The sequence below is a fragment of the Hydrogenophaga sp. PAMC20947 genome, assembly GCF_004795855.1.
Lineage (GTDB): Bacteria > Pseudomonadota > Gammaproteobacteria > Burkholderiales > Burkholderiaceae_C > Hydrogenophaga.
The window spans coordinates 2,049,794-2,075,296 of the sequence record NZ_CP039252.1; the positions used below are offsets into that span (position 1 = coordinate 2,049,794).

General features: G+C 61.8%; 22 protein-coding genes. 9 read left to right on the forward strand and 13 right to left on the reverse strand.

The window, feature by feature from the left end:
- Window positions 1-2 precede the first annotated feature (2 nt).
- The 5 genes from E5678_RS09170 (at window position 3) to E5678_RS09190 (ending at window position 4,423) form a co-directional block, all read left to right on the forward strand.
- On the forward strand, window positions 3-242 hold the full coding sequence (locus E5678_RS09170) for an SHOCT domain-containing protein (RefSeq protein ID WP_247596963.1): 240 nt from the start codon (window positions 3-5) through the stop codon (window positions 240-242).
- 102 nt (window positions 243-344) lie between these two features.
- Window positions 345-599, forward strand: a complete 255-nt coding sequence (locus E5678_RS09175) for a DUF2933 domain-containing protein (RefSeq protein ID WP_210732015.1) — start codon at window positions 345-347, stop codon at window positions 597-599.
- A 111-nt stretch (window positions 600-710) separates the two neighbouring features.
- Window positions 711-2,990 (forward strand): heavy metal translocating P-type ATPase, encoded by a 2,280-nt coding sequence (locus E5678_RS09180; protein ID WP_247597011.1) that lies wholly within the window; start codon window positions 711-713, stop codon window positions 2,988-2,990.
- 24 nt (window positions 2,991-3,014) lie between these two features.
- A complete protein-coding gene (locus E5678_RS09185) occupies window positions 3,015-3,557 on the forward strand; it encodes a hypothetical protein (protein ID WP_210732016.1) in 543 nt (180 codons plus the stop codon).
- A gap of 437 nt (window positions 3,558-3,994) precedes the next feature.
- Entirely contained in the window at window positions 3,995-4,423 is a 429-nt protein-coding gene (locus E5678_RS09190) for a cytochrome c (RefSeq protein ID WP_136178241.1), read from the forward strand.
- Between the two features lie 105 nt (window positions 4,424-4,528).
- Here E5678_RS09190 and E5678_RS09195 read toward each other — a convergent pair whose 3' ends face one another.
- Both E5678_RS09195 and E5678_RS09200 read right to left on the reverse strand, forming a co-directional pair.
- Complete coding sequence (locus tag E5678_RS09195) at window positions 4,529-5,002, reverse strand: cytochrome c (protein WP_136178242.1); 474 nt, start codon at window positions 5,000-5,002, stop codon at window positions 4,529-4,531.
- Window positions 5,003-5,278: 276 nt separating this feature from the next.
- Window positions 5,279-5,497 carry a hypothetical protein gene (locus tag E5678_RS09200; protein WP_136178243.1) on the reverse strand — a complete coding sequence of 73 codons (219 nt, stop codon included), beginning with the start codon at window positions 5,495-5,497 and terminating at the stop codon, window positions 5,279-5,281.
- 243 nt (window positions 5,498-5,740) lie between these two features.
- Here E5678_RS09200 and E5678_RS09205 point away from each other — a divergent pair, with 243 nt between their 5' ends.
- The gene (locus E5678_RS09205; protein ID WP_136178244.1) at window positions 5,741-7,528 is read left to right on the forward strand and encodes an ABC transporter transmembrane domain-containing protein; all 1,788 of its coding nucleotides are present in this window, start codon (window positions 5,741-5,743) and stop codon (window positions 7,526-7,528) included.
- Window positions 7,529-7,958: 430 nt separating this feature from the next.
- Here the strand turns inward: E5678_RS09205 and E5678_RS09215 are convergent, their stop codons facing one another.
- Window positions 7,959-8,507: a peroxiredoxin-like family protein gene (locus E5678_RS09215; RefSeq protein WP_136178246.1), complete on the reverse strand. Its 549-nt coding sequence runs from the start codon at window positions 8,505-8,507 to the stop codon at window positions 7,959-7,961.
- A gap of 84 nt (window positions 8,508-8,591) precedes the next feature.
- Between E5678_RS09215 and E5678_RS09220 the strand changes: the two genes are divergently transcribed.
- The gene (locus E5678_RS09220) at window positions 8,592-9,437 is read left to right on the forward strand and encodes an AraC family transcriptional regulator (protein ID WP_136178247.1); all 846 of its coding nucleotides are present in this window, start codon (window positions 8,592-8,594) and stop codon (window positions 9,435-9,437) included.
- Between the two features lie 13 nt (window positions 9,438-9,450).
- Here E5678_RS09220 and E5678_RS09225 read toward each other — a convergent pair whose 3' ends face one another.
- The 5 genes from E5678_RS09225 to E5678_RS09245 form a co-directional block, all read right to left on the reverse strand.
- A complete protein-coding gene (locus E5678_RS09225; RefSeq protein WP_136178248.1) occupies window positions 9,451-10,413 on the reverse strand; it encodes a dipeptide ABC transporter ATP-binding protein in 963 nt (320 codons plus the stop codon).
- Window positions 10,410-11,384 carry an oligopeptide/dipeptide ABC transporter ATP-binding protein gene (locus tag E5678_RS09230; protein WP_136178249.1) on the reverse strand — a complete coding sequence of 325 codons (975 nt, stop codon included), beginning with the start codon at window positions 11,382-11,384 and terminating at the stop codon, window positions 10,410-10,412. The genes E5678_RS09225 and E5678_RS09230 overlap by 4 nt, the downstream gene beginning before the upstream one ends.
- Window positions 11,385-11,525: 141 nt before the next feature.
- A complete protein-coding gene (locus E5678_RS09235) occupies window positions 11,526-12,386 on the reverse strand; it encodes an ABC transporter permease subunit (protein WP_136178250.1) in 861 nt (286 codons plus the stop codon).
- A complete protein-coding gene (locus E5678_RS09240) occupies window positions 12,386-13,411 on the reverse strand; it encodes an ABC transporter permease subunit (RefSeq protein ID WP_136178251.1) in 1,026 nt (341 codons plus the stop codon). The genes E5678_RS09235 and E5678_RS09240 overlap by 1 nt, the downstream gene beginning before the upstream one ends.
- Window positions 13,412-13,515: 104 nt before the next feature.
- Window positions 13,516-15,108 carry an ABC transporter substrate-binding protein gene (locus tag E5678_RS09245; protein WP_136178252.1) on the reverse strand — a complete coding sequence of 531 codons (1,593 nt, stop codon included), beginning with the start codon at window positions 15,106-15,108 and terminating at the stop codon, window positions 13,516-13,518.
- A 505-nt stretch (window positions 15,109-15,613) separates the two neighbouring features.
- Here E5678_RS09245 and E5678_RS09250 point away from each other — a divergent pair.
- Window positions 15,614-16,501 (forward strand): MurR/RpiR family transcriptional regulator, encoded by an 888-nt coding sequence (locus tag E5678_RS09250; protein ID WP_136178253.1) that lies wholly within the window; start codon window positions 15,614-15,616, stop codon window positions 16,499-16,501.
- Between the two features lie 3 nt (window positions 16,502-16,504).
- Entirely contained in the window at window positions 16,505-17,515 is a 1,011-nt protein-coding gene (locus E5678_RS09255) for a membrane dipeptidase (protein ID WP_247596964.1), read from the forward strand.
- A 123-nt stretch (window positions 17,516-17,638) separates the two neighbouring features.
- Here E5678_RS09255 and E5678_RS09260 read toward each other — a convergent pair whose 3' ends face one another.
- From E5678_RS09260 to nuoN, 5 genes are all read right to left on the reverse strand, one after another.
- Window positions 17,639-22,270, reverse strand: coding sequence for an NAD-glutamate dehydrogenase (locus tag E5678_RS09260; RefSeq protein ID WP_247596965.1), 4,632 nt, complete (start codon window positions 22,268-22,270; stop codon window positions 17,639-17,641).
- Between the two features lie 248 nt (window positions 22,271-22,518).
- Window positions 22,519-23,052, reverse strand: a complete 534-nt coding sequence (locus E5678_RS09265) for a DUF1178 family protein (protein ID WP_348770376.1) — start codon at window positions 23,050-23,052, stop codon at window positions 22,519-22,521.
- The gene (locus E5678_RS09270; RefSeq protein WP_136178256.1) at window positions 23,010-23,612 is read right to left on the reverse strand and encodes an NUDIX hydrolase; all 603 of its coding nucleotides are present in this window, start codon (window positions 23,610-23,612) and stop codon (window positions 23,010-23,012) included. Before E5678_RS09270 ends, E5678_RS09265 begins: the two co-directional genes overlap by 43 nt.
- A 10-nt stretch (window positions 23,613-23,622) precedes the next feature.
- Window positions 23,623-23,925 (reverse strand): DUF2818 family protein, encoded by a 303-nt coding sequence (locus tag E5678_RS09275; protein ID WP_136178257.1) that lies wholly within the window; start codon window positions 23,923-23,925, stop codon window positions 23,623-23,625.
- Between the two features lie 66 nt (window positions 23,926-23,991).
- Window positions 23,992-25,500: an NADH-quinone oxidoreductase subunit NuoN gene (nuoN, locus tag E5678_RS09280; protein WP_136178258.1), complete on the reverse strand. Its 1,509-nt coding sequence runs from the start codon at window positions 25,498-25,500 to the stop codon at window positions 23,992-23,994.
- Between the last annotated feature and the right edge of the window lie 3 nt (window positions 25,501-25,503).

Here is a 25,503-nt window from a genome sequence, read left to right on the forward strand (position 1 = left end):
ACATGTTCTACGAAGGCGGCATGTTCATGGGCGGCTGGCACTGGCTCTGGTGGCTCTTTTGGGTGGTGCTGATTGCCGCGCTGTTTTTCTACGGATGGGGGCGGCCAAGCGCGCAGCGGCGACGCCTGCGGGACACGCCCCTGCAGACTCTGCAAAGGCGCCTGGCCAATGGCGAGATCACAACCGACGAGTACGAGAAGCGCAAGGCACTGCTCGAGCGCGACTCGACCCCAAAAGTTTGAAATCGAAGCAAGGGGCCCTTGACATTCACAGCATGTCAAGGTTTATCTTGTGTTCCATGGCACAAGCCAAACGCCCCGCCTGACGACCGACTACAAGATTTCATGAACACCACGCACAACGACCACCACACCGGCACGCCCAGGACGACGGGCCTGAGCAGCCCACTGAGAACCACGTTGCTGATGGTCGTTCTGGTCGGCGGATTTTTCCTGCTGCGTGAGCACTGGAACTTCGTCGCAGGCAACTGGATTTACCTGTTGCTGCTGGTCTGCCCGTTGATGCACTTTTTCCACGGTCATGATCGTCATGGTGACCATGTTGATCCGACCGCGCGACTCAGTTCCAAGAAGGAATAAATCATGGACATGTCTACCAAGAACTCACATCCTGACCACGCGCACCATGAGCACAATGGATCAGAGCCAGTGGCGAAGACGGCCGACACGCTGAAGGATCCGGTCTGTGGCATGACCGTCACGGCGCAGTCTGCGCATCAGGTCGAACTCGATGGGCATTCGCACTATTTTTGCAGTGCAAAGTGTCTGACGAAGTTCAATGCCGACCCCCAGAAGTACATTGCGGGAACACAGAATCCTGCGTCAACGGCACCCACGCCGGCGCAAGCGGGGGCGATCTACACCTGCCCAATGCACCCGGAGATCCGCCAGGACCACCCAGGCAACTGCCCCAAATGCGGCATGACGCTGGAACCGGAAATGCCTGCACTGGATGACGACGAAAACCCTGAACTCGCCGACTTCAAACGCCGCTTCTGGTGGACGCTGCCCTTCACTGTGGTGGTTGTGGCGCTGGCCATGGCAGGCCATGGGACCGACTGGCTCGATGGCCTGTTCGGCAACGTGGGCCAGAACTGGGTCGAGTTCGGGCTCACGCTGCCTGTCGCGCTCTGGGCTGGCTGGCCTTTCTACAAGCGCGGTGCGCAGTCGGTGGTCAACCTCAGCCCCAACATGTGGACGCTGATCGGCCTGGGCACTGGCGTGGCCTTCGTCTACAGCGTTGTCGCCACGGTGGCGCCACAGGTCTTCCCGGCCGCCTTCGTCATCGACGGGCGCGTGTCGGTGTACTTTGAAGCCGCCGCTTCGATCATCTCGCTGACGCTCTTTGGCCAAATGCTGGAGCTGAAAGCACGTTCGCAGACCTCGGCTGCGATCAAATCGCTGCTCGGCCTGGCACCCAAGACCGCACGCCGGATCAATGCCGACGGCACCGAAGAGGACATTCCACTGTCTCATGTTCATGAAGGCGACCGCCTGCGCGTTCGCCCTGGCGAGAAGGTGCCGGTCGACGGCGTCGTTATCGAGGGCAGCAGCTCACTGGACGAATCGATGCTCACCGGTGAGCCACTGCCGGTCACCAAACGCGCCGGCGACAAGCTGATTGGCGCGACGATGAACACCAGCGGAGCGCTGGTGATGCAATCCGAACACGTCGGCTCAGCCACCGTGCTGTCGCAAATCGTGCAGATGGTGGCGCAGGCCCAGCGCTCGCGCGCGCCGATGCAGCGCATGGCCGACGTCGTGGCGGGCTACTTTGTCGTCTCGGTGGTGTCCGTCGCGCTGCTGACCTTCTTTGCCTGGGGCTTCTTCGGTCCGGAACCGAGCTGGGTTTTTGGCCTGATCAACGCGGTGTCGGTGCTGATCATTGCCTGCCCTTGCGCGCTGGGCCTGGCCACGCCCATGTCGATCATGGTCGCCACCGGCAAGGGCGCGACGAATGGCGTGCTGTTCCGCGATGCCGCCGCGATCGAGAACCTGCGCAAGGTCGACACCCTGATCGTCGACAAGACCGGCACGCTGACCGAAGGTCGGCCGACCTTCGAGCGCGCAGTGGCCATGCAAGGATTCGACGAGCAGGACATCCTCCGCATGGCGGCCAGTCTGGACCAGGGCAGCGAACATCCGCTGGCCGCAGCCATCGTGGCGGCCGCCAATGAGCAGGGTCTGAAGCTGTCGAAGCCGGAGGCGTTCGATTCCGAGTCAGGCATTGGGGTGCAAGGCACGGTTGATGACAAGGCCTTGGCATTGGGCAATACGGCGCTGATGAATCAACTGGGTATTCAGGTCGATGCGCTGAAGAGCCAGGCCGAGGAACTGCGCGGCCAGGGTGCCAGCGTGATGCACCTGGCTATCGACGGCCAGCTGGCCGGACTGCTGGCCGTGTCCGACCCGGTCAAGGCCACGACAGCGGAGGCGCTGAAGGCGTTGCGCGAAGCGGGCCTGCGCGTGGTGATGGCCACGGGGGATGGCCTCACCACGGCCAAGGCGGTTGGCAAGCGCCTGGGCATCGACGAAGTCCACGGGGAAGTCACGCCGGCCGACAAGCTGAAGCTGGTTGAGAAGTTGCAGGCGGAAGGCTGCGTGGTCGCGATGGCAGGCGACGGCATCAACGACGCGCCGGCACTGGCCAGGGCCGATGTGGGGATCGCCATGGGCACCGGCACCGACGTGGCAATGAACAGCGCCCAGCTCACGCTGATCAAGGGCGACTTGCGCGGGATCGCGACAGCGCGGGCGCTGTCGGTGGCGACCGTGGCCAACATGAAGCAGAACCTGGCCTTTGCCTTCGTCTACAACGCGATCGGTGTGCCGCTGGCCGCCGGTGTGCTTTACGCGTTCACCGGTTGGCTGCTGTCGCCCATGTTCGCTGCGCTGGCCATGAGCCTGAGCTCGGCATCCGTGATCAGCAACGCCTTGCGGCTCAGGAACACCAAGCTGATTGGCGAGTGACCAGGGCGAAGGACAGCACCACTCATGGACATTCTTGCGCACACCTTGTGGGCCAGCGCTGGCGTGGCACTGTTGAGCAGGCGCGTGCCGATCAAGCCCGGCGCAGCGGCCGCAACCATCGCACTCGCAGCATTGCCCGATGTATTTCAAATGCTACCTGTGCTGGGCTGGTGGATTTTCAGTTCGGGAACGTTTGATGCGGTCAACGCATTTGCCATCGCCGTGCCTGGTCAAGAGCCGAGCATGCCGGCCATGGTCACCCTCATCTCACATCACACGCACTGCATGGCACACAGCGCGCTGGTCGCGGGAGCGGTGACATTGGTCGCCTGGCGGGTGCGGGCATGGCTGTTGCTCCCGCTGCTGGGGTGGTGGTCTCACATCATCATCGATGTGTTCACTCATTCAGCAGACTACTACGCGTCACCCGTTCTTTATCCGCTCACCCAGCGCGGTTTCGATGGCATTGCGTGGAACACACCCTGGTTCATGATGCTGAACTACTCGGCGCTTGCCGTCGTTGCCCTCATCATTTTGAGCACCGCCAAACGAAAAACAGAACCGTAATTGGCCAGTTGCCCAGACCCACCAAGATCTGACCGCATTCTTCTCAGGAGCCAACGCTGTTTGCTTTGCGCCATTCTTTGGCGCACAAGGATGTCAAATTGAAAGAAGCACAAGATACAACACGACCATTCGGACAACGCCTATAAGAAGGGCTCAATCACATACGGTGGTTCATTGGGGCGTGTTCCGCTACCGCCGCAAGGAAATCGGGGCGTCAGCTGCGGTATTGTTGATGGCGTTTGGATTCGAACAGCGGTATCTGCCACGCTGGTTGTACTGGCGGCGGATTGATCAGAAGTCGAGGGGGAAGCGCAAGGCCATGACAAACCAGTGATCCGGATTCAACCTGTGGGGTTTCCATACACACCCGAAAGCAATGCTCACAACACTGCATGAATACCCCACACAAGACAAGTCATGCATATTTGGAGGTACCCATGAAAGCATGGAAAAGGATTTTCGTAACCGCACTGGGCATGGCATTGCTCACAAGCGCTGGCTTCGCATGGTCTCAGCGCATCCGGGATTTGCCGGCTGCTTCACAGGGAATAAAAATACCGGCGTTTTCGTCAATGGCCCTGGCAGGCCAACGCGCCTACGATGCCACTTGCGCGAAATGCCATGGGGCAAACGGCACGGGCACGGACAAAGGGCCTCCGTTCCTCGATCCCGTTTACAACCCGGGGCACCATGCCGACGAGGCGTTCATGCGCGCGGTGCGCAACGGCGTTCGCCAGCACCACTGGGGCTTCGGTGACATGCCGGCGCAGCCCACAGTCACAGAGAGTGAGATTCAACAGATTGTTCGGTATGTGCGTGAGTTGCAACAGGCCAACGGAATGGTGTTTGAGGCACACCGCATGTGAAAGTGCCTTGGTTGGTGAGCGCCTGGTGGACAGCAACCCGCCCAAAATACGGATCGACTGTCTCTCGTGTCAAAGCCGTCCCAGCCAAGCTTGCAGACGCGCGATCTACCGATTCCCCTCGTTGACCAATTCATTGCTCTTGCGGATATCCGAGGGCCATTGCGCCTTGATCCACGACAATACGGCGACGATCTCTTCGTCATTCAGAACGCCAGAATAGATGGGCATCGTGGTCTGGTATGTCTCGTCGCCAATGACATGGGCGACCCCCAGTTTGGTGATCTGAAACAGGGTTTCATCGGAGTGATGCCATGTGTGACCGCTGGCATTGTGTGGCGGAGCAGGCAGGAAACCCCTTGAGTCCCGTGAACGCCATTCCGGTTGCCCTTCGAGATTCGATCCGTGGCACGACGCGCAATGCGACTGGTATATCCGTGCGCCGATTGCCACAGTTTTTCCGTCGTCCGGGTGCAATCGATAGGGGCGATCTTTGGTCCACTTTGGCACAAGAAAGATCAGACTGGTCACCGCTGCGATCGTCACGACAGCAAGCGCAAGCGCAAATTTGTGGATTTTCATGGCATCTGTGGTGACCGACCCGCTGTTGATTCTCCAACCGTGGCGACCTGTCAAAACCAGCGTCCGGTGACAGCGGGTATGGGGTCAGATCATCCAGCTCGTGCATGCGCCCGGATCGCTCTGGTGCGACGAAAAGCAACGAAAACGGGGCCCGACGACGACGTCCGCATTGCGGTCCATGAAGGGTCATTCAAACCGTCATCGTCTGCGCTTGCTTTGGCCGAGTGCCAACATCTTTGGCCTGCGATTGAGCACACACGCTCCTGAAATCATCCCCTATCCGCAAACCACATCCTCCGCATCCAGCGAAGGCGGTCGCATCAGGTCATCGTCGATGCCCATGACCGCGCTGGCCCGCTCGACCGCCCGCCACAATGGCGCCGGCATCTTCAGGATTTCTTCGGGCGAGTCGGCTCGCGCTATCCAGGCGCTGATTTGGTGATGCTGGTCGGCCGTCAGCAATGCCAGGTTCAGCATCTCGTCAATTATTTTCATCGTGTTATCAGGTCAATTTTGGCACATGCGCCCCTGTGATCGCTTCACGAGGGAACAGTTCACATGCGGTCACAAGTGAACGCAAGGTTACGGCAGTTCCCGTCGAAAGCGAGGCGCAGCGTTCGATCAGGTCAAAGAATTTTGGGGGTGGAATAGGCGTCGACCGCCAAGCTGAACCCTGGGGAAGCGCTGCAAAACCCTCGCGACACACAACCTTAAGGGAAAACCCGGCACACTTGGAGGATGAGTCAATCCACTGCACCCGAACGCCCCAAGGCGAGCACCCCCCAATCGCTGAGCGGCCTGCGGCCCTTCATTCGCCCCTACCGCTGGCAGATCGCTCTGGCGATCCTGTTTCTGGTGCTGGCGGCAGCCGCCACGCTGGTTTTCCCCGTGGCCCTGCGCCAGCTGATCGACGGCGGCCTCGTCGCGGGTGACCGCAGCGCCCAGGCCATGGGTTTGCGGGGCCACTTCCTGGAACTGTTTGCTGTGGCGTTTGCCCTGGGCATTTTTTCAGCGGTGCGCTTCTACCTGGTGAGCTGGCTCGGCGAGCGGGTCACCACCGACTTGCGCAATGCGGTCTACAGCCATGTGTTGCGCCAGAGCCCCGAGTTCTTTGAGTCCACCCAGACCGGCGAAGTGCTCAGCCGCCTGACCACCGACACCACCCTGGTACAAACCGTGGTCGGCTCCTCGTTGTCCATGGGCCTGCGCAACGGCGTCATGGGCCTGGGCGCCCTGATCATGCTGGTGTGGACCAACCCCTATGTGATGACACAGGTTTTGCTCATCCTGTTGCTGGTGGTGCTGCCCAGCATGTGGTTTGGTCGCCGCGTGCGCAAGCTCTCGCGCGCCAGTCAGGACCGCGTGGCCGACGCCAGTGCCATCGCGGCCGAGGTGTTGAACGCCATCCCTGTGGTGCAAAGCTACACCGCCGAAGACCGCGAAGCCCAGCGCTTTGGCAAAGCCACCGAAAGCGCGTTCAAGACGGCCATCAAGCGCGCGAGCGCCCGCTCGGTGCTGGTGGCTTTCATCATCATCACCACCTCGGCCCTGCTGCTGTGGGGCCTGTACCAGGGCACGCAAGCGGTGATCAACGGCGATATCACGCCCGGCCACCTGGGCCAGACCGTGGTTTACATCATCATCCTGGCGGGCTCGGTGGCTGTGCTGGGCGAGGTCTATGGCGACTTGCTGCGCGCAGCGGGCGCCAGCGAACGCTTGATGGAGCTGCTGGCCAGCGAATCGCCGGTGCAATCCCCCACCAGCCCGGTGGATCTCCCGCGCCCCGAAGGCGGCAGTGCCGTCACGTTTCACAAGCTGGATTTCCGCTACCCGTCGCGGCCCAACCAGGCCTCGCTCGACGATTTCAGCCTCTTTGTGCAACCAGGCCAGACCGTGGCACTGGTCGGGGCCAGCGGCGCAGGAAAAACCACGGTGTTCAGCCTGCTGCTGCGTTACTACGACCCGCAGCGGGGCCGCATCGAGGTCGACGGCGTGCCCATCAACCAGCTGAGTCTCGAAGACTTGCGCAACCGTGTGGGTATCGTGCCGCAAGATCCGGTGATTTTTTCCAGCAGTGCGATGGAGAACATCCGCTACGGCAAGCCAGACGCTTCTGACGAGGAAGTGAAAGCCGCCGCCATGGCCGCATTTGCCGACGAGTTCATCATGGATTTGCCCGAGCAGTACAACACTTACTTGGGCGAGCGCGGCGTGCGGCTCTCGGGCGGCCAGCGCCAGCGCATCGCGATCGCGCGGGCCATGCTGAAAAATCCGCCGCTGCTCCTGCTCGACGAAGCCACCAGCGCGCTTGACGCACAAAGTGAACGCGTGGTGCAGGCCGCGCTGGAATCGGCTATGCGCGACCGCACCACCCTCGTGATCGCCCACCGCCTGGCCACGGTGCAGCGGGCGGACCACATCGTGGTGCTTGACCATGGCCGCATCGTGGAACAAGGCACGCACGCCGAGTTGATCGAACGCGGAGGCATCTACGAAGGCCTTGCGGCTCTGCAGTTCACCACGTAAAGGGGTTGCCCCCACGCTCCACCGCTGCGCGGGTCGCTGCCCCCCGAGGGGGCTGACCTGGCTTGGGGCGGCCCTGCGCTGCGGTCGGCGGCCCCCACGCTCCGCCGCTGCGCGGGTCGCTGCCCCCCGAGGGGGCTGACCTGGCTTGGGGCGGCCCTGCGCTGCGGTCGGCGGCCCCCACGCTCCGCCGCTGCGCGGGTCGCTGCCCCCCGAGGGGGCTGACCTGGCTTGGGGCGGCCCTGCGCTGCGGTCGGCGGCCCCCACGCTCCGCCGCTGCGCGGGTCGCTGCCCCCCCGAGGGGGCTGACCTTGCTTGGGGCGGCCCTGCGCGGCGGTCGGCGGCCCCCACACTCCGCCGCTGCGCGGGTCGCTGCCCCCCCGAGGGGGCTGACCTGGCTTGGGGCGGCCCTGCGCTACGGTCGGCGCAACCTTTACACGGCGCCGGTGTATTCGCCGCGCGCTGGGTAGTCTTTGGACACTGCGAAGTCGATAGCGCCGATGAGGTCCTGGAATTGTGGGCGAGCGAACGGCATGGTTTGCGTGGCGCCGTAATACAGCGTGCCATCGGGCCGCACCAGGAACACGCCGGGCTCGCTGAACAACTCAGGCTCGTCGATGCCGATGGACGTGGTGCCGCGAGACGTGCTGATGTACAGCCCCCATTCGCGGGCGCTGCGAAGGCTCAGGTCGTAGGCAAACTTCACGCCGCTGGCTTTCACTTTTTCGGCCATGGCCTTGCCGCGCTCTTCCGAGTCGCTACTGATCGCCACCACCTGCACGCCACGACTGGCAAATTCAGGCGCCAGACGCTCGAGCTCCAGCAGGTATTTGGCGCAGATTGGGCAGTGCAGACCACGGTAAAACACCAGCAAGTCGAATGGTTCACCGGGGTTGGCACCCAGCACAAAGCGCTCGCCATTCGTCAACGGCAGGTTGAGGGCAGGCACGGGAAAACGGGGCATCAGGGACTGAACACGCATGGAAACTCCTAAAAAAATGGGGACCACACCATTGTGATGTACGCTTTGCCAATCAAAATCCAAAAATGATTGCAATTCGTACAAATGAACACCGCCCCACGCCTGGACCGCCTCTCTGCCCTGTTGGGCGGACTCGCGCCGCGCGTCCAGGTTTTGCGACCGGGCAGCGGCGACAGCACCCTGCAGTTCCCAAGCGAAGCATCACGCGGCTTGTGGCTGCACCTGGTGTTGGCGGGCGGCGTTGAGCTGCGGTCGGAAAACCAGCACATCACCGTGGCCGAGGCCCCCGCCATGCTGATCTGCCGGGCAGATGTTGCCCACGCCCTCACGCGGTCCAGCGCCGGGCAGCCCGCAGCAGCGACAGCTCCAGAGGCGCTGTTGTGCGCCCGCGCCCACCTCGAAGGCCCGGTCGCGCCGCTGTTGCTGGCCGAATTCCGGCAACCCATGGTGGTACCGCTCTCCGGTGCCGATGCCTCGTTGCAGCAGGTTATTCAGTTGGTGAGTGCTGAAGTGAGTGAGCCGCGCTGTGGCCAGCCTTTGTTGCTGGACCGGGCTGGCGACATCCTGTTCATCGGCCTGCTGCGGCATCTGGTGGGCCATGCCGGTAGTGGCCAAGGCCTGTTCCATGGCCTGGCCGATCCGCGCGTGGCCAGCACCCTGGTGGCCTTGCACGCCGAACCCCAGGCCGACTGGCGGCTGGAATCCATGGCCGCGCAGGCCGGCATGTCGCGCACAGCGTTTGTCAACTGTTTCCGCGACGCCCTCAACACGACGCCCGGCAAGTACCTGGCGCAGCTCCGACTGGCGATTGCCCAGAAGGCGGTGTCGTCGGGCGACAGCCTCAAGACTGCTGCCCGGCGCACCGGCTACGCCGACGCCTCAGCGCTGTCCCGCGCTCTGTCCAAAGCCCGGACGCATGAGCAAGCCTGAAAAGCAGGCCTGATCAGCCTGCGTGGTGGCAGGCCACCTGCCGGCCTTGCAGCATTCGCAAGACGGGCAGCTCGATTTCGCAACGCGCGTCCGCCAGCGGGCAGCGCTTGTGAAACGCACAGCCCGTGGGCGGGTCCAGCGGGCTGGGCAGCTCGCCGTGGATCTTGATTTTCTTCTGCCGATGGGCAGGGTCGATGGAAGGCGTGGCCGACAACAACGCTTGCGTATACGGGTGCAAGGCGTTGGCAAAGATCGTGGCCTTGGGGCCCGACTCCACCACCCGCCCCAGGTACATCACCATCACGTCGTTGGCGATGTGCTCCACCACAGCGAGGTTGTGTGACACAAACACGTAGGCGGTCTTGAGCTGATCCTGCAGGTCCATGAACAGGTTCAGCACCTGTGCCTGGATCGACACATCGAGCGCCGAGGTGGGTTCGTCGGCGACAAGAATCTTGGGCTGCAAAACCATGGCCCGCGCGATCGCAATGCGTTGCCGCTGACCACCGGAAAACATGTGCGCGTAGCGGTCGTGGTGCTCCGGGCGCAGGCCCACGCGCTCCAGGCTTTCCATCACCTTGGTCTTGCGCTCGGTGGCACTCAGTGCTGTGTTGAGCAACAGCGGTTCACCGATCTGATGGCCAATTTTCTGGCGCGGATTGAGCGAGGCGTAGGGGTTCTGGAAAACCATCTGCACCTGGCTGCGCAAGCGCTTGTACTGCGCCTTGTCGCCCGGCTTCACCCACTCATCGCCCAGCTGCAGGCGGCCCTCAGTGGGCGGCTCGATCAGCGTGAGCTGCCGGGCCAGCGTGCTCTTGCCGCAACCCGATTCACCCACCACCGCCAGCGTGCGTCCCTGCTCCAGCTGGAACGACACATCGGCCAATGCCTTCACCGTCACCGAAGGCTTCAAAAAACCCTGCGACACATGGTAATGCCGGGTCAGCGACTCGGCCTGCATCACCGGCTTGTTCATAGCACCTCCTGCGGGGTCATGGGGAAGAAGCAGCGCGTCTGCACCCCGTGTTGCTCAAACAGACCAGGCCGCTCGGTGCGACAGCGGTCCTGAACCCGCGGGCAACGCGGCGACAGGAGGCAACCGGCTGGCCGGTCGTGCTGGCCTGGCACGATGCCCGGCAAGGTATGCAGGCGGCTGGCACCCCGGCTGTGCTCGGGCACACTTTGCAGCAAGGCCCGCGTGTAGGGATGCGTGGGGGCGGTGAACATGCGCGAAACCTCGCCCTGCTCTACCACCTGGCCAGCGTACATCACCGCCACGCGCTGGGCCACCTCGGCCACCACCGCCAGATCGTGCGTGATCAGAATCAGCGCCATGTTGTGTGCCTTTTGCAGCTGCACCAAAAGCTCCATGATTTGCGCCTGGATGGTCACATCCAACGCGGTCGTGGGCTCATCGGCGATCAGCAACTTGGGGTTGCAGGCAATGGCAATCGCGATCATCACGCGCTGCGCCATGCCGCCTGAGAACTGGTGCGGGTAGCTGTCCAGCCGATTCGCCGCGCCAGAAATTTCCACCATTTCCAGCAATTCGATTGCGCGCGCTTTGGCCGCCGATCCTCGCAGCCCCATGTGCTGTTTCAGCACCTCGATCAGCTGGAAGCCAACCGTGAAACTGGGGTTGAGCGAAGTCATGGGGTCCTGAAAGATCATGGCCATATCCTTGCCCAGGATCTGGCGCCGCGCGCGATCGGAAATGGTCAGCAGATCCTTGCCGTCAAACACCAGCTTGTCGGCGTTGACCCGGCCTTGTCCGGCCAGCAGTCCCATCATGGCCATCATGCTGACCGATTTGCCCGAGCCCGACTCGCCCACGATGCCAAGCACCTGGCCTTGATCGAGTTGCACGTCGAGTGTGTCCACGGCACGAAAGCCGCGATCTTTGGCACCAAATTCGACGCTCAAATTTTGAATTTCCAAAAGACTCATTTCAAATTCCTCATGCACTCCACCGAAAGCACTGGGCGCCGTGGCGGGGATAACGCAATCCAAGTGACACCGCCGGGCCGGCTTTGCTGGACGGCAGGTGCGCCCCCTTGAGGGGGGCGTGCGAAGCACGGCGGGGGTGTTTCATGATGCCGTCTTGAGCTTGGGGTCCAGCGCATCGCGCAGACCATCGCCCACCAGGTTGATCGCCAGCACCGACAACAAAATGGTCAGGCCCGGCAAAGTCACCACCCACCACGCACTCTCGATGTAGTCGCGCGCCGACGCCAGCATCGTGCCCCATTCCGGCAGCGGCGGTTGCACGCCCAGCCCCAGAAAACCCAGCGCGGCAATCTCCAGAATGGCCGCTGAAAAGCTCATGGTTGCGTGCACGATCAGTGGTGCGGTGCAGTTGGGCAACACGGTGACAAACATCAGCCTCAGCGTGCGCGCGCCCGAGAGGCGTGCGGCCGTTACGTAATCCTTCTGCAGCTCTGACATGGCCGACGCGCGCACCAGGCGCACATAGGCCGGCAACGAAACCAGGGCAATGGCGATCATGGCGTTGATCAATCCCGGGCCAAGAATGGCCATGATCGCCACGGCCAGCAGCAGCGAAGGCAAGGCCATCATGATGTCCATGGCTCGCATGATCGCGGCGTCCATCCAGCGGCCAGCAAAGGCCGCCGTCAGCCCCAGGATCACCCCGGGGATCAAAGCCAGCACCACCGACACCAGACCCACCAGCAGCGACAGGCGCGCCCCGTGGATCAAGCGCGACAGCAGGTCGCGGCCCAGCTCATCGGTGCCAAACAAAAACTGCCAGGTACCGCCTTCGGACCACACCGGCGCCTGCAGGAAATGCGCGCGGTATTGCTCGATCGGGCTGTAAGGCGCGACCCAGGGCGCCAGGATCGCGAGCGTGGCCACGATCAGCATGAAGAACAGGCCAGCAACGGCCCCTTTGTTGTGCGCGAAAGCGCGCCAGAATTCTCGGAAGTTCATCACTGCACCCGGATGCGCGGGTTGGCCACGCCGTAAAGAATGTCCACAAGAAAGTTGGTCAGGATGACCAGCGTTGCCACCAGCAAAATGCCGTTTTGCACCACGGGGTAATCGCGCCGCCCAATGGCGTCGATCAACCATTTGCCAATGCCTGGCCAGGAGAAGATGGTCTCGGTCAAGACCGCGCCGCCCATGAGGGTACCCACCTGCAGGCCCACCACGGTGAGCACCGGGATCAATGCATTGCGCAGCGTGTGCACGAAGATCACCCTGGCGGGCGACAAGCCTTTGGCGCGCGCGGTGCGCACATAGTCTTCACGCAGCACTTCAAGCATGCTCGACCGCGTCATACGGGCAATCACGGCCAGCGGAATCGTGGCCAACACCACCGACGGCAAGATCAGGTGCCGCAGGGCATCCCACACCGCGCCACCGTTGTATTCCGGATCGGCCTGCTGGGCCAGCCAGGCGTCCCAGACCATGAAGCCGGTTTGCGGCGGTACGTCGTAGAGCAGATCGATGCGGCCCGAAACCGGCGTCCAGCCCAACCCGACGGAAAACAACATGATCAGCAACAAGCCCCACCAGAAGATGGGCATGGAATAGCCCGTGAGCGCGGCTGTCATCACCGTGTGGTCCAGCCAGGTCCCCCGCTTCACCGCAGCCATGACGCCGGCAACCATGCCCAGCACCAGGGCGATCAGCAAGGCCATGGTGGCCAGCTCGAGTGTGGCCGGGAACAAGGCTTTGAATTCACTCCAGACCGTGGCCTGGGATTTCAACGAAACACCCAGATCACCCTGGATCAATTGCCCCAGGTAGTGGCCGTACTGCACATACAGGGGCTTGTCCAGCCCCAGGCGCGTCAGGGCAGCGGCGTGGAGTTCGGGGTCCAGAGTGCGCTCGCCCATCATCACTTCCACGGGATCACCGGGTATGAGACGGATGAGCGAGAAGGTCAGCAAGGTGACGCCCAGGATGGTGGGTATCAGCACGAGCAACCTGCGAAGGATGTAGCTCAGCATGAGGAGGTGCCTCGTCGAAATTTTGAAACGCGCAAAAAGGGACAGGCGTCAAAAGCTTGACGCCTGTCCTTGAGCTTCAGGTACAAATCCTGAAGGACGTGACTTTACTTCACGCTCACGCCTTCAAACTGGTAATCACCAAATGGGCTGATCTTGAAGCCGTTGACTTCCTTGCGCATGGGCTGGTTCACGGTCGAGTGGGCGATCGTGGACCATGGCAGGTCTTTCTTGAACACTTCCTGAGCCTTCATGTACAGGTTGGTGCGTTCTTTCTGGTCCAGGCTGTTGCGGGCCTTGAGCACCAGGGCGTCGAAGTCCTTGCTGCAGTAGCGCGCGTAGTTGGATCCGCCGACGGCCTCACAAGTGAGCAACACACCCATGAAGTTGTCGGGTGACGCGTAGTCGCCGGTCCAGCCGATCAGGCCGGTGTCGTGCTCACCCTGCTTCATGCGCTTGAGGTACTCGCCCCACTCGTACTGGGTGATCTTGCCCTTGATGCCGATCTTGGCCCAGTCGGCCTGGATCATCTCGGCCATCAGCTTGGCGTTGGGGTTGTAAGGGCGCTGCACTGGCATCGCCCACAGGGTGACTTCCGTGCCTTCGGCCACGCCAGCCTTTTTCAGCAACTCTTTGGCTTTTTCAGGATTGAATGGCGCGTTTTTCAGAGCCGGGTTGTAAGACCACAGCGAGGCGGGGAACGGGTTGGCCGCTTCCTGACCCTGACCCTGGTACACCGCTTCGAGAATCGCCTTGCGGTTGATCGCCATGTCGAGCGCCTGGCGCACTTCAAGCTTGGCCAGCAGCGGCTTTTCCATGTTGTACGACAGGTACCCAATGTTGAAACCGGGTGCGCTGTCGACCTTCAAAGCCGGATCGGCCTTCATGGCAGCGATGTCCTGTGGCTTGGGGTACGCCATGATGTGGCACTCACCGGCCTTCATCTTCTGGAAGCGCACCGATGCGTCGGTTGTGATCGCAAAGATCAGATTGTCGACCAGCACATTCTTGGCGTTCCAGTAGTCATTGTTCTTCACATAGCGAATCTGCGCATCTTTCTGGTAGCGGCGCAGCACGAACGGACCCGTGCCCACAGGCTGCTGGTTGATCATGGAAGCCTGGCCAGCGGCGACCAGCTTGTCGGCATGTTCCTGCGACAGGATCGAAGCAAACGGCATGGCCAGCTTGATCAGCAGGTCGGGGTCTGGCTTCTTCAAGGTCACGACCAGGGTCAGGGGATCGGATTTTGTGACCGATGCCACATTGCTGTCCAGACCCACGTCCGAAGCGTAGGGGAACTCAGCCGGGTAAGCTTTGTTGAAGGGGTGGTTCTTGTCCACCAGGCGGCCGATGGTGAAGATCGCGTCGTCGGCGTTGAAATCGCGCGTTGGTTTGAAATTCTCGGTGGTATGGAACTTCACACCTTTGCGCAGCTTGAAGGTGTAAGACAAGCCATCGGCCGAGTTCGACCACGACTCCGCCAAGCTGGGCTCGATCTCGGTGGTGCCGGCCTTGAAGCCGATCAACCGGTTGAACAGCGCATGGCCCGACGCATCAAACGTGGTGCCACCGGTGTATTGAGCGTTGTCGAAACCTTCAGGGCTGGCTTCGGAACAGTAGATCAACGTGCCAGCAGCCTGTGCGCTCACGGCAGCAGCCGTCAAGCCCAGGGCCAGGATCAGTTTATTCAGTTTGAACATGCATGGTCCTCAAAACAAAAAAAGGGAAATGTATTTCCCACAATAGATCAACAGCAAGGCTGGATGCCGGGTTCAGATGCAACCCGTTTACCGGGCGACACCTTGCGTTCCCTGGATGCCAGACACCAGTCCCTGCCCTCATTTTGATTTACCAGTACCATTTTTTGGTATTGGTATGGTCAAATCATTGCACAAGTTTATACACCGATGGATAGGGTATTCCCGTGAGACCGAATTGACCATGGTCAAGCAGAAGCAAGATTGATGCACACTCGACCGCCTCCAATTGTCTGGCATGTTCACGCCCGTGCGTGCACTGCGTCCGGCCCCCATGTGAGTACCCGTGAGGGCTTGCCAATGCATCCGCGTTCCCCGATCCAAACCCAGCGCAAGCCGCGGTGCTATCCGCCCACGCCGCACCTCGATAGGGCAGCCCTCGCCGTCGCACCCGCCCCTGCGCTGGCGCCACCCCAGCGACCTCTTCGTACCTTTTTCCAAAAATGATATGAACCGCAGCCACAACGACCCCATTTTCATTGACGAGCTGAAGCGGCGGCTGGCAAGCGTGGACAACCCGATCAACCTCACCAAGCTGGAGCGCCGCATCACGGCCTACCTGAGCGCCAACCCCAACGCCATCGCCGTGGACAACAGTGCCACCCTCGCCAAACGGGCGCACGTCAGCCCCATGACCGTGACCCGGTTCTTCAAAAAGGTGGGTTTTGAAAACGCAGCAGACGCGAAAGACATGGCCAAACGGCAGCTCTACGAAGCCAGCCCTGAAGCCGTGGGTGCCCGGTTCGAAACTTTTCGGCGCACACCCGGCCGGCTCGATCAGGACACCCAGCTCGCCCACGCCACCGAGGCCATGCGCAAAGCGGTGGACTTCCGCTCGCAACCCCTTTGGAAGCACATCGTCCAGCGCGTGTCCCGGGCCGACAGCGTATATGCGGCAGGGTTCCAGACCATGCGGTACCTGGCCAACGGGCTGGTCCAACGCTTGAACTACATCCGGCCCAACGCGTTTGAACTCGACGGCATTGATGGCACCTATGCCCAACTGCTGACGAACCCGCGGCCCGGCAAAGTGCTGATCATCATTGACACCTTCCGCTATGGCCGCAACGGCCCCAGGCTGGCCCAGGCCGCTCAGGAGCAAGGCGCCGAAGTGGTGGTGTTCTGCGACGAGCTCTGCGACTGGGCCCACCAGATCACACCCCATGTGGTCGCGCTGCCCATGGAGCCCGACCTCTTTCTGTGGCCCAGCACCGCCTTGCACTTCAGCCTGAACCTGCTGGTGCAGGATGTCATCGACGACCTTGGCGACGATGTCACCGCGCACCTCAAACAGCTATCCAAAGCACAAGACACGTTTGGCCACTACGCCAAGTAACCCGTGCACGTCCACATCACTGCGCCACCACACGAGTCATTCAACGCCATGTTCTGGGAAGCCCACACCTGCCTGCCGCTGCACCCTGAGGCCAGCTTTGAGCCGCTGGAGCGCTACCGCGCGCTGGGCGTTCACTACGTCAGCATCAACGTGGGCATGGACATGAACGCCCTGTCCCAGATCCTGCCAGTGATGGCTGCGTTTCGAGCTCGGCTCGCGGCCGAACCACAACGGTACGTGCTGCCCCAGCAGGTCTCGGACATCGAACTCGCGCGCAGCCAAGGGCAACTCGCCGTGGGCTTTGACCTCGAGGGCGCCCTGCCTTTGCTCGAACAACCCGACATGGTCGCCCTCTTTCGCGACCTGGGCGTGCGTCAGATCCACTTCGCCTACAACCGCAACAACGCCGTGGCAGGCGGTTGCCATGACACCCCGCAACACCTCTCGGCCCTGGGGCAACGCATGGTGGCGGCTGTGAACGATGCCGGTGTTCTGATGGACTGCGCCCACACCGGGCGCCGAAGCTCGCTGGACATCATGGCCCACTCCCGCCATCCGGTGGTGTTCAGCCATGCCAACCCACTCGCACTCGTCGAACATGGCCGCAACATCAGCGACGAACAGATCCGCGCCTGCGCAGCCACCGGCGGCGTGGTGTGCATTTCGGGCGTGTCACGCTTCCTCGGCGTTGACCTCCCGGGCGCGAAAGATGTCGCCCGCCATGTGGCCTATGTGGCCAATCTGGTGGGGGCCGAACATGTGGGCCTGGGCCTGGACATTGGCTTTTCGCAAAGCGGGCTGAACGACGACCCCGCTCCCCCCTTCGACCCGGCCCATTGGTGGCCCGCTGCGGCAGGGTATGGGCAAGGCATCCGAGGCATCAGCTACACACCAGTCGATACCTGGTCACACCTGCCAGCGGCACTGCGGGCCATGGGCATGAACGAGACCGACATCTCGGGCGTGATGGGCAACAACATGGCGCGGGTCGCGCGCCATGTGTGGGCCGGCTGATACGGATTCACCTTCAACCGTATAACTGCGCAGGTTCGCCTTGCGGTGCTACAACACGGTCAGGCTCCCGCCTTGTTCTGCGCTTGAAAGCAAAACCGTGTAGCACCCGTTTCAACAGCCTCTTCAGGCCATCTGTCGCAGCTCCCGCAACGCCACAGAAACGGGCGCCAGATCGGCCGCCGCGCCTGCAATGCTCTCGCGCATGGCGTTCACGCGTCCGATGGCCTTGGCATGGCGCTCCTCCCACTGCTCGACCGATTGTTGCTCGCTCAGCAGCCACTGCACGATCTGGCTGGCGATCGAATACACGTCGTCGCGCGCACTGGCTCGGGCCTGGGTTTGCCACAGCGTCTCTGTCGGCAACTGGGTGATGATGCCGCGCCACAAGCCCAGATCCAGCGCGTGATCCACACCAAAGTAGGTGCGAGCGGCTTTTTCCAGCGAGCTGTTGCACTTGCCGGCCACGTCCACCAGATCCAGAACCGGGTACAGGTGGTCCAGCACCGTCAGGTCTTCGGCCAGCTGGGCGTCCACGCCCGCCTCGACCAGCTTGGCACTCGCGGCCTGCCACTGTTCACGGAATTCGCCGGGCAGCCATTGGTCGATGTGGGCACGCAACTGTGCCGCCGCGGGCTGGTACAACGCGATCATGCTCGGCAGATCTCCTTGACCGCGGTGGCGCAGCATCCATCGGCTGGCCCGCTGCGTCACTGCACTGAGCTGGGCGAGCAAATCCAATTGCAGCGCGGTGGGTACCTTGCCATCGAGCTCGTCGATACGGTCCCAGATGTCTTCCAGGCCAAACACCTCGCGCGCCAGCGTGTAGGCACTGACCACATCCGATGCATTGCAGGACGCCTCATTGGCAAGGAAGTTGACAAAGGTACTGCCCATGCGGTTAACCACGGCGTTGGTCACACTGGTGGCGATGATTTCACGTTTCAGCGCGTGCTTTGCGACGAAGTCGGGGTACCGCTGGTTGAGCACCTGCGGGAAGTAGGTTTGCAACACCTTGGCGTAGAACGGATCGTCGGGCAGCGTGCTGGCGCACAGTTCATCAAACAGGTTGAGTTTGGCGTAAGCCATGAGCACGGCATTTTCCGGACGGGTCAAACCCTTGCCATCGCGCTTGCGTTTGGCCAGCTCTTCATCGGTGGGCAAATACTCAATGCCCCGCTTGAGCGAGCCCATGCTCTCCAGCCAGCGCATCAGCGTTTTTTGCCCCTCCAGCAGATAAGCAGGGCGCGCTGCAGCCAGTTCAATCTGCTGACTCTGGTAGTAATTGTCCTGCAGCACCTGCAACCCTACCTCATCCGTCATGCTGGCCAACAGCTGGTTGCGTTCTTCTTGCGAAAGCGCACCGCTCTCTTGAACCGCGCCCACCAGGATCTTGATGTTCACCTCGTGGTCAGAGCAGTCCACACCCGCTGAGTTGTCGATCGCGTCGGTGTAGATCAAGCCGCCGGACTGGGCAAATTCAATGCGCCCGTTCTGCGTGCAGCCCAAATTGCCACCTTCGCCCAACACCTTGCAGCGCAACTCGTTGCCGTTGACACGGAAGGCATCGCCGGCCTTGTCGCCCGCCTGCGCATGGCTCTCAAAGCTGGCTTTGACATAGGTCCCGATGCCGCCGTTGTACAGCAGATCCACGGGGGCCTTCAGGATCGCGTTGAGCAGATCATTGGGGGGCATGGCCTTGGCATCGGTGCCCAGGATCGCTCGCGCCTGAGCGCTCAGCGGAATGGATTTGGCGCTTCGCGGATACACGCCGCCGCCTTCGCTGATGAGGCTTTTGTCGTAGTCGGCCCAGCTGGAGCGAGGCAAACTGAACAGCCGCTGCCGTTCGGCAAAACTGAGCGCCACATCCGGCTGAGGGTCGATAAAAACATGGCGGTGGTCAAACGCCACCACCAGTTGTATCTGCTCGGAAAGCAGCATGCCATTGCCAAACACATCGCCCGACATATCGCCAATGCCGGCCACCGTGAATGGCTGGCTTTGTGTGTCCACGTTCAATCCACGGAAATGCCGCTTGACCGACTCCCAAGCCCCGCGCGCCGTGATGCCCATCTTCTTGTGGTCGTAGCCGACCGAGCCACCCGAGGCAAAGGCATCGCCGAGCCAGAACCCATAGGCTTCGCTCACGCCGTTGGCAATATCGCTGAAGGTCGCTGTGCCTTTGTCGGCGGCCACCACCAAGTAGGGGTCGTCTTCGTCGTGCCGCACCACACGCACCGGCGGCACCACCTGCCCCTTGACCACGTTGTCCGTGACATCCAGCAGGCCACTCAGGAAAATCTTGTAGCAAGCCACCCCTTCGGCCAGGTAGGCCTCCCGGTCACTGGCCGCGGGTGCTTTCTTCAGCACAAAACCGCCCTTGGAACCCACCGGCACAATCACCGTGTTCTTGACCTGCTGGGCCTTGACCAGCCCCAGAATCTCGGTACGGAAATCATCGCGGCGGTCTGACCACCGCAGACCACCACGGGCCACCTTGCCACCCCGCAGGTGCACCCCCTCCACCCGAGGCGAATACACCCAGATCTCAAACATCGGCCGAGGCTCGGGCACGTTGGGAATGTCGCGGGGCTTGAGCTTGAAGCTCATGTAATCTTTGCCCACCTGAAAGGCATTGGTGCGCACCGTCGCGCCGATGGTGGCGACAAACTGGCGCAACACCCGGTCTTGCTCCAGACTCGCCACATCTGAGAGCTGGGCTTCAATCGCCTGCTCCTGGGCAGCGATAGCCTGCTCGCGACCCGCTTCGCGCGCGGGATCGAACCGGATCGAAAACAGGGCCGCCAGGTCCTGCGCAAGGGCTGGGTTGCCGTTGAGCGTATCTTCGATATAGCTCTGGCTGAAGGCAAAACCCAGCTGCTTGAAATAGCGGGTGTAGGCGCGCAGCACGGCAATATCGCGGGGACCCAGTTCGGTGGTCAAGACCAGGCGGTTGAGCGCATCACACTCCACCTCTTGTCGCCAGACCGCCTGAAAGAGGGCCTCAAACCGAGGCTTGAGCCGATCCAGATCCACCGCCTGGTCAAAATGCAGTCCCCAATCGTGCAACCAGCGCTGGTCGCCCGCCGACTGAGACATCTTGACCAGATAGGGGTGCTCGTCCAGCACCCGAACGCCCATCGACTCCATCACCGGCAGCGCGTCAGACAAGATGACCTTCTGGGTGGCGTAGGTCTTGAAGTGGGGTTGGTCCCCACGGGCATACAACTGGAGCGCCATGGGTTGCTCGTCGCTCAGAGCGTGCATCACCGCAGCGTCCTTCGCGGCCACCTCGGCGTTGAATTCCTCGCGGTATGCCGCAGGAAAACCCGATGCGATGGCGCTGAGTTGGCGGGCCTTGTCCACCCCCTGGCCCATCAGTGCCGTTTGAACACCGTCTTCCCAGCGCTTGCAAGCCAGGGCCACCTGGGCCTCCAGCTCCACCATGTCCACATCGACTTGCAGACGGTCCTGCGAACGCACGATGTAATGGATGCGCGCCAACGCACTGTCGGTCAGCATGGGGGTGAATTCCACCGTTTCGGCGGCAAACGCCTTCTTGAACATCTGCCCCAGTTTTACGCGCAATTCCGTGGTGTAGAGATCACGCGGCACGTACACCAGAACCGAGGCCACCCGCCCGAATGGGCCTCGACGCAGGAACAGGCGCACCCGCTGGCGCTCTTGCAGACGCAGAATGCCAATCGCATGCTGGACCAGGGTTGCTTCGTCAATCTGCAAGATCTCGTCGCGCGGATAGGTTTCCAGAATGGACTGCAAGGCCTTGTGTGCATGGCTGCCACGAACCACCCCAGCCTGGGCGGTCACATGCGCCACGTGCTGGCGCACCACCGGGATGCTCTCCACCAAAGCCGCGTAAGCTGCCGAGGTGTAGAGCCCCAGAAAGCGGGTTTCACCCACCACCGCCCCGGAGGCGTCCAGCCGTTTGACGCTGATGGTGTCCAGCCAGGTGGGGCGGTGAACGCTGGAGCGCCTTGTTGCTTTTGCACAGAAAAGCCAGCGCGGATCGCTCATGAACGGCGCAGCGTTCTGCTCAGGAAGCGCCTGAAATCCGGGATTCTTCATCACTCCCAGCGCCGTGCCGGACACCTTGCTCAAGTGGTCGCCTTCCACGACAAAGTCCTGTGCACCAAGGAAGGTGAAGTGGCCTTGTTCCAGCCAATTGAGGAATGCCTTGGCCTCCGCCGCTTCGCTGCCTTCAAGCGCCGTAAACCCAGCGCTGAGCAGTTGCACCCGCGACAGCATGCCGCGCCAGTCCTGGACGGCGCACCGCACATCCAGCAAGGTGCTTTCGATCGCCCGGCACAAGGCCTCACCGTCCGGATCGCTGGCCAGACGGGTGCACTCCACCAAGATGCATGACATCACCGCGCCGTTGGCACCCGTTTGTCCGCTGCGCGCAGCGCTGTCCACTTGCGCGATTTTTCCCGCGTCATCCCGGGTCACCCGCAACAAGGGGTGAACAATCCAGTGCACCGTGCGCCCACTCTGGTTCACCGCGATGCTCACCGAATCCACCAGAAAGGCCATATCAGGGTGCACGATCTGCACCACGGTGTTGCCCTCGGTCTGGCACTCTTGGGCCTTCAAAACCTCAACCCGAACGGCGCCCGCCTTGGAATCCTGTACCAAAGCCCAGTGTGCCTTGGCCATGGCCGTCAAGGCCTTGGGATCGCGTTGGCTCAGTTCATCGGGGTCGGCGTCGGAAAAAAACAGGTCCTGAAAGGGGGAATTCATAGGCGTTGTGGGCATAAAGATGGAGGGTAGTTGCTCAGCGTAGCGCGATTCTAGAATTGGCGCATCCCCAAAAACCGCCCCATACTTTTTCGCATAGGGTCATTCCATGACCTTATGCATTTTATGCATTGGAGGGCGGCGGGCCAAAAAAATGGGGCCTCAGCCCCATCAATCAGCCTTCCGCAGGGCGCCCATGGCCCATGCGCCCAACAGGCCAACCGCCGCCGCAGCCCGGCTGACCGCAAGCCTTACTGCAAGGTGCCCTTGAGACCCGGCAATGCCGGCAAAGCCATCACATCGATGCCCTCTTCGATCAATTCCTGGGCCACGTCGGGGGTGGCCTGTCCGCGGATGCTGCGCGGGGGAATATCGCCGTGGTGCATGCCACGGGCCTGATCCGCAAAGCGATCGCCGACGTCCTCAGACTTGGTCAGCACCTCGCGCATCACCTGCATCAAGCGGGCCTGAAGCACAGGCTCAACCGAACGTTCAACCGGCTCATCCGAAGCAGCAGTGCTTTCCGGAGCAGCCGCGTTCGTGGCATCTTCTCCACCCGATTCGGGCCGCTCGCGCCCCGCCTTCAGGTTGAGACGGGGGGCTGAAAGCATTTTTTGTATCGATGAATCACCACACAGTGGGCAGGTCAACAGACCCCGATCCTGTTGATCAATGTAGTCCGCCTCGGAGCCAAACCAGCCCTCAAAGCTGTGGTGCTGGCTGCATTGAAGATCCAGCACTTTCATGGCAAGCCCGCCGCTGATGAATCGGGTATCACCGACCATTCCAGCGTCCACTGGCCATTCAACACGTTTTGCAGCCAGAGAGCGCCGACCAGCGATTTGCCGTCCATGATGGTGCCATCCCGACACCAGGCGGCCACGTCGTTGGGCGAGGCCGTGAACACATCCAGGAATTCACCCTCATCCAGACGCCGTTCGCCCAGCGTCAGCCCACGCGCAAACCAGATGCCAATCCGTTCATCCGAATAAGCGATGGTGGGGGCCAACTGGCCCGCATAGGCCCACTCCCGGGCGCTGTAGCCGGTTTCTTCGCGCAATTCGCGCTGCGCACACGCCAGACTGCCCTCTCCCGCATCCAGCTTGCCGGCGGGGAATTCCGTGATCACGGCTTGCATGGGATGGCGGTATTGCCGCTCCAGAACCACCCGGCCATCGTCCAGCAAGGCGATCACCATGACCGCTCCGGGATGCAACACAAATTCGCGAGTGGTTTCTTTGCCCGACGGCAGTCGCACCGTGTCCCGAACCACATGCAGGAAACTGCCCCGCAACACCTCGGCGCGGGACACCGGAATCTCGCGAAGGTGCAGGTCGTCGTTCATGGGCTGGCCATCAACCCTTGCGTTTGAACAAGTAGCGGTAGACAAAGCCCGGGAAGGCCAGGGTCAGGAACAGGACGCCGGTCGTGGCATAAAACTCCCAGCCCTGAGGGTAGATCTGGCCGGCCGACTGCTCCAATGCCAGGCCAAGGGCCCCCACCAGGAAGTAACAGACCACCAGTTCACCTACCCGCATCCACAGGGTCTTGGGAAGGCGCCGGGGAAAGATCGCGACCCAGCGTTCATTGATAAACGGCAAGTTGGCACCCAGAAAGGCGGCCAAGAGCACGAGCGCGACGGAAAAGGAATGGTTCATGGTGTTTGTGCGACCCGGCCCGACCCGGCGAGTTCACCGCCAGGCTGACCAAGACGATCACTGGCCTCAGGCCAGCAGCGAGGCAATCGCCTGAGCACAGACGGCCATCAGGCCGCCTGGAACGATACCCAGCACCAGCACCAGCGCGCCATTGATGGACAAAACAGAGCGCACTTCAAAACCCGCTTCGATGGCGCCGGTCTGGGTCGGCGCGTCAAAGTACATGACCTTGACCAGGCGAAGGTAGTAAAACGCCCCCACCAGCGACATCATCACCGCGAACACGGCCAAACCGATGTAGACCGGCTGTGAGGACGCCAGCAAGGCTTGCAGCACCGACAGTTTGGCGTAAAAGCCCACCATGGGCGGCACGCCGGCGAGCGAGAACATGCACACCGCCATCACGGCAGCATAGAGCGGGCTGCGCTGGTTGAGACCCGCCAGATCCTGGATCTCTTCAGACTCGAAGCCTTCGCGCGAAAGCAACATGATCACGCCGAACGTGGCCAAGGTGGTCAGCACATAGGTGATGACGTAAAACATGGACGAGCTGTAGGCGTTGGCCATGTTGCTGTTGTCCAAACCTTCTGCGCCAGCAACAACACCCGCGAGCAGCCCCAGCAAGAGGAAGCCCATTTGGGAAATGGTGGAAAACGCGAGCATGCGCTTCAGGTTGGTCTGAGCAATCGCTGCCAGGTTGCCCAGCAACAGCGACATCACCGACAGCACCGCCAGCATCTGCTGCCAGTCGACCGCCAGAGGCGCCAGGCCTTCGACCAGCAAACGGATCACGATGGCAAAGGCGGCCAGCTTGGGCGCGCCACCGATCATGAGTGTCACGACCGTCGGAGCACCCTGGTAGACGTCGGGTACCCACATGTGAAACGGCACCACACCCAGCTTGAACGCCAGACCGGCCACCACAAACACCAGCCCCAGCACCAATACCTGGTGGGATCCCTTGAGCGTTGCTTCTCCACCAGCGATGGCCTGCATCACGCCAGACAGATCCAGTGACCCGGTCGCACCGTACACCATGGAAAGACCGTACAACAGGAAACCGCTGGCCAGCGCACCCAGCACGAAGTACTTCATGGCCGCTTCGGTCGCGTTCAGGTCATCGCGGCGCAGCGCCACCAGCGCGTAGCTCGACAAGGTCAGCAACTCAAGGCCCAGGTAGATCACCAGGAAGTTGTGCCCGGAAATCATCACGAACATGCCCAGCAACGCGTACAGGGCCAGTGTGTACATCTCGCTGCCACGCATCATGTCGCGGTGCCCGGCGTAAGAACGACCGTAGACCAGCGTGACCAGCATGGCAATCGCGGCAAAGCACTTCAGCCAGTTGCCCATTGGGTCGCTGACCACCTGCCCACCAAAGCCTGCCACCGTCACCCCGGAACTGGCGCGCAAGGCCAGTATCACGGCCACAGCGGCCAACGTGGCCAGCGTCAGCAAGTGGGTCAGGCCACGGGTGGACGATTGGGAACCCAGTCCCACCAGCGCGATGATGCTGGAGGCCACCAGCAACAATATTTCAGGGTATGCCGCGACCAAGCTGAAGTTGTCTGTCATTTG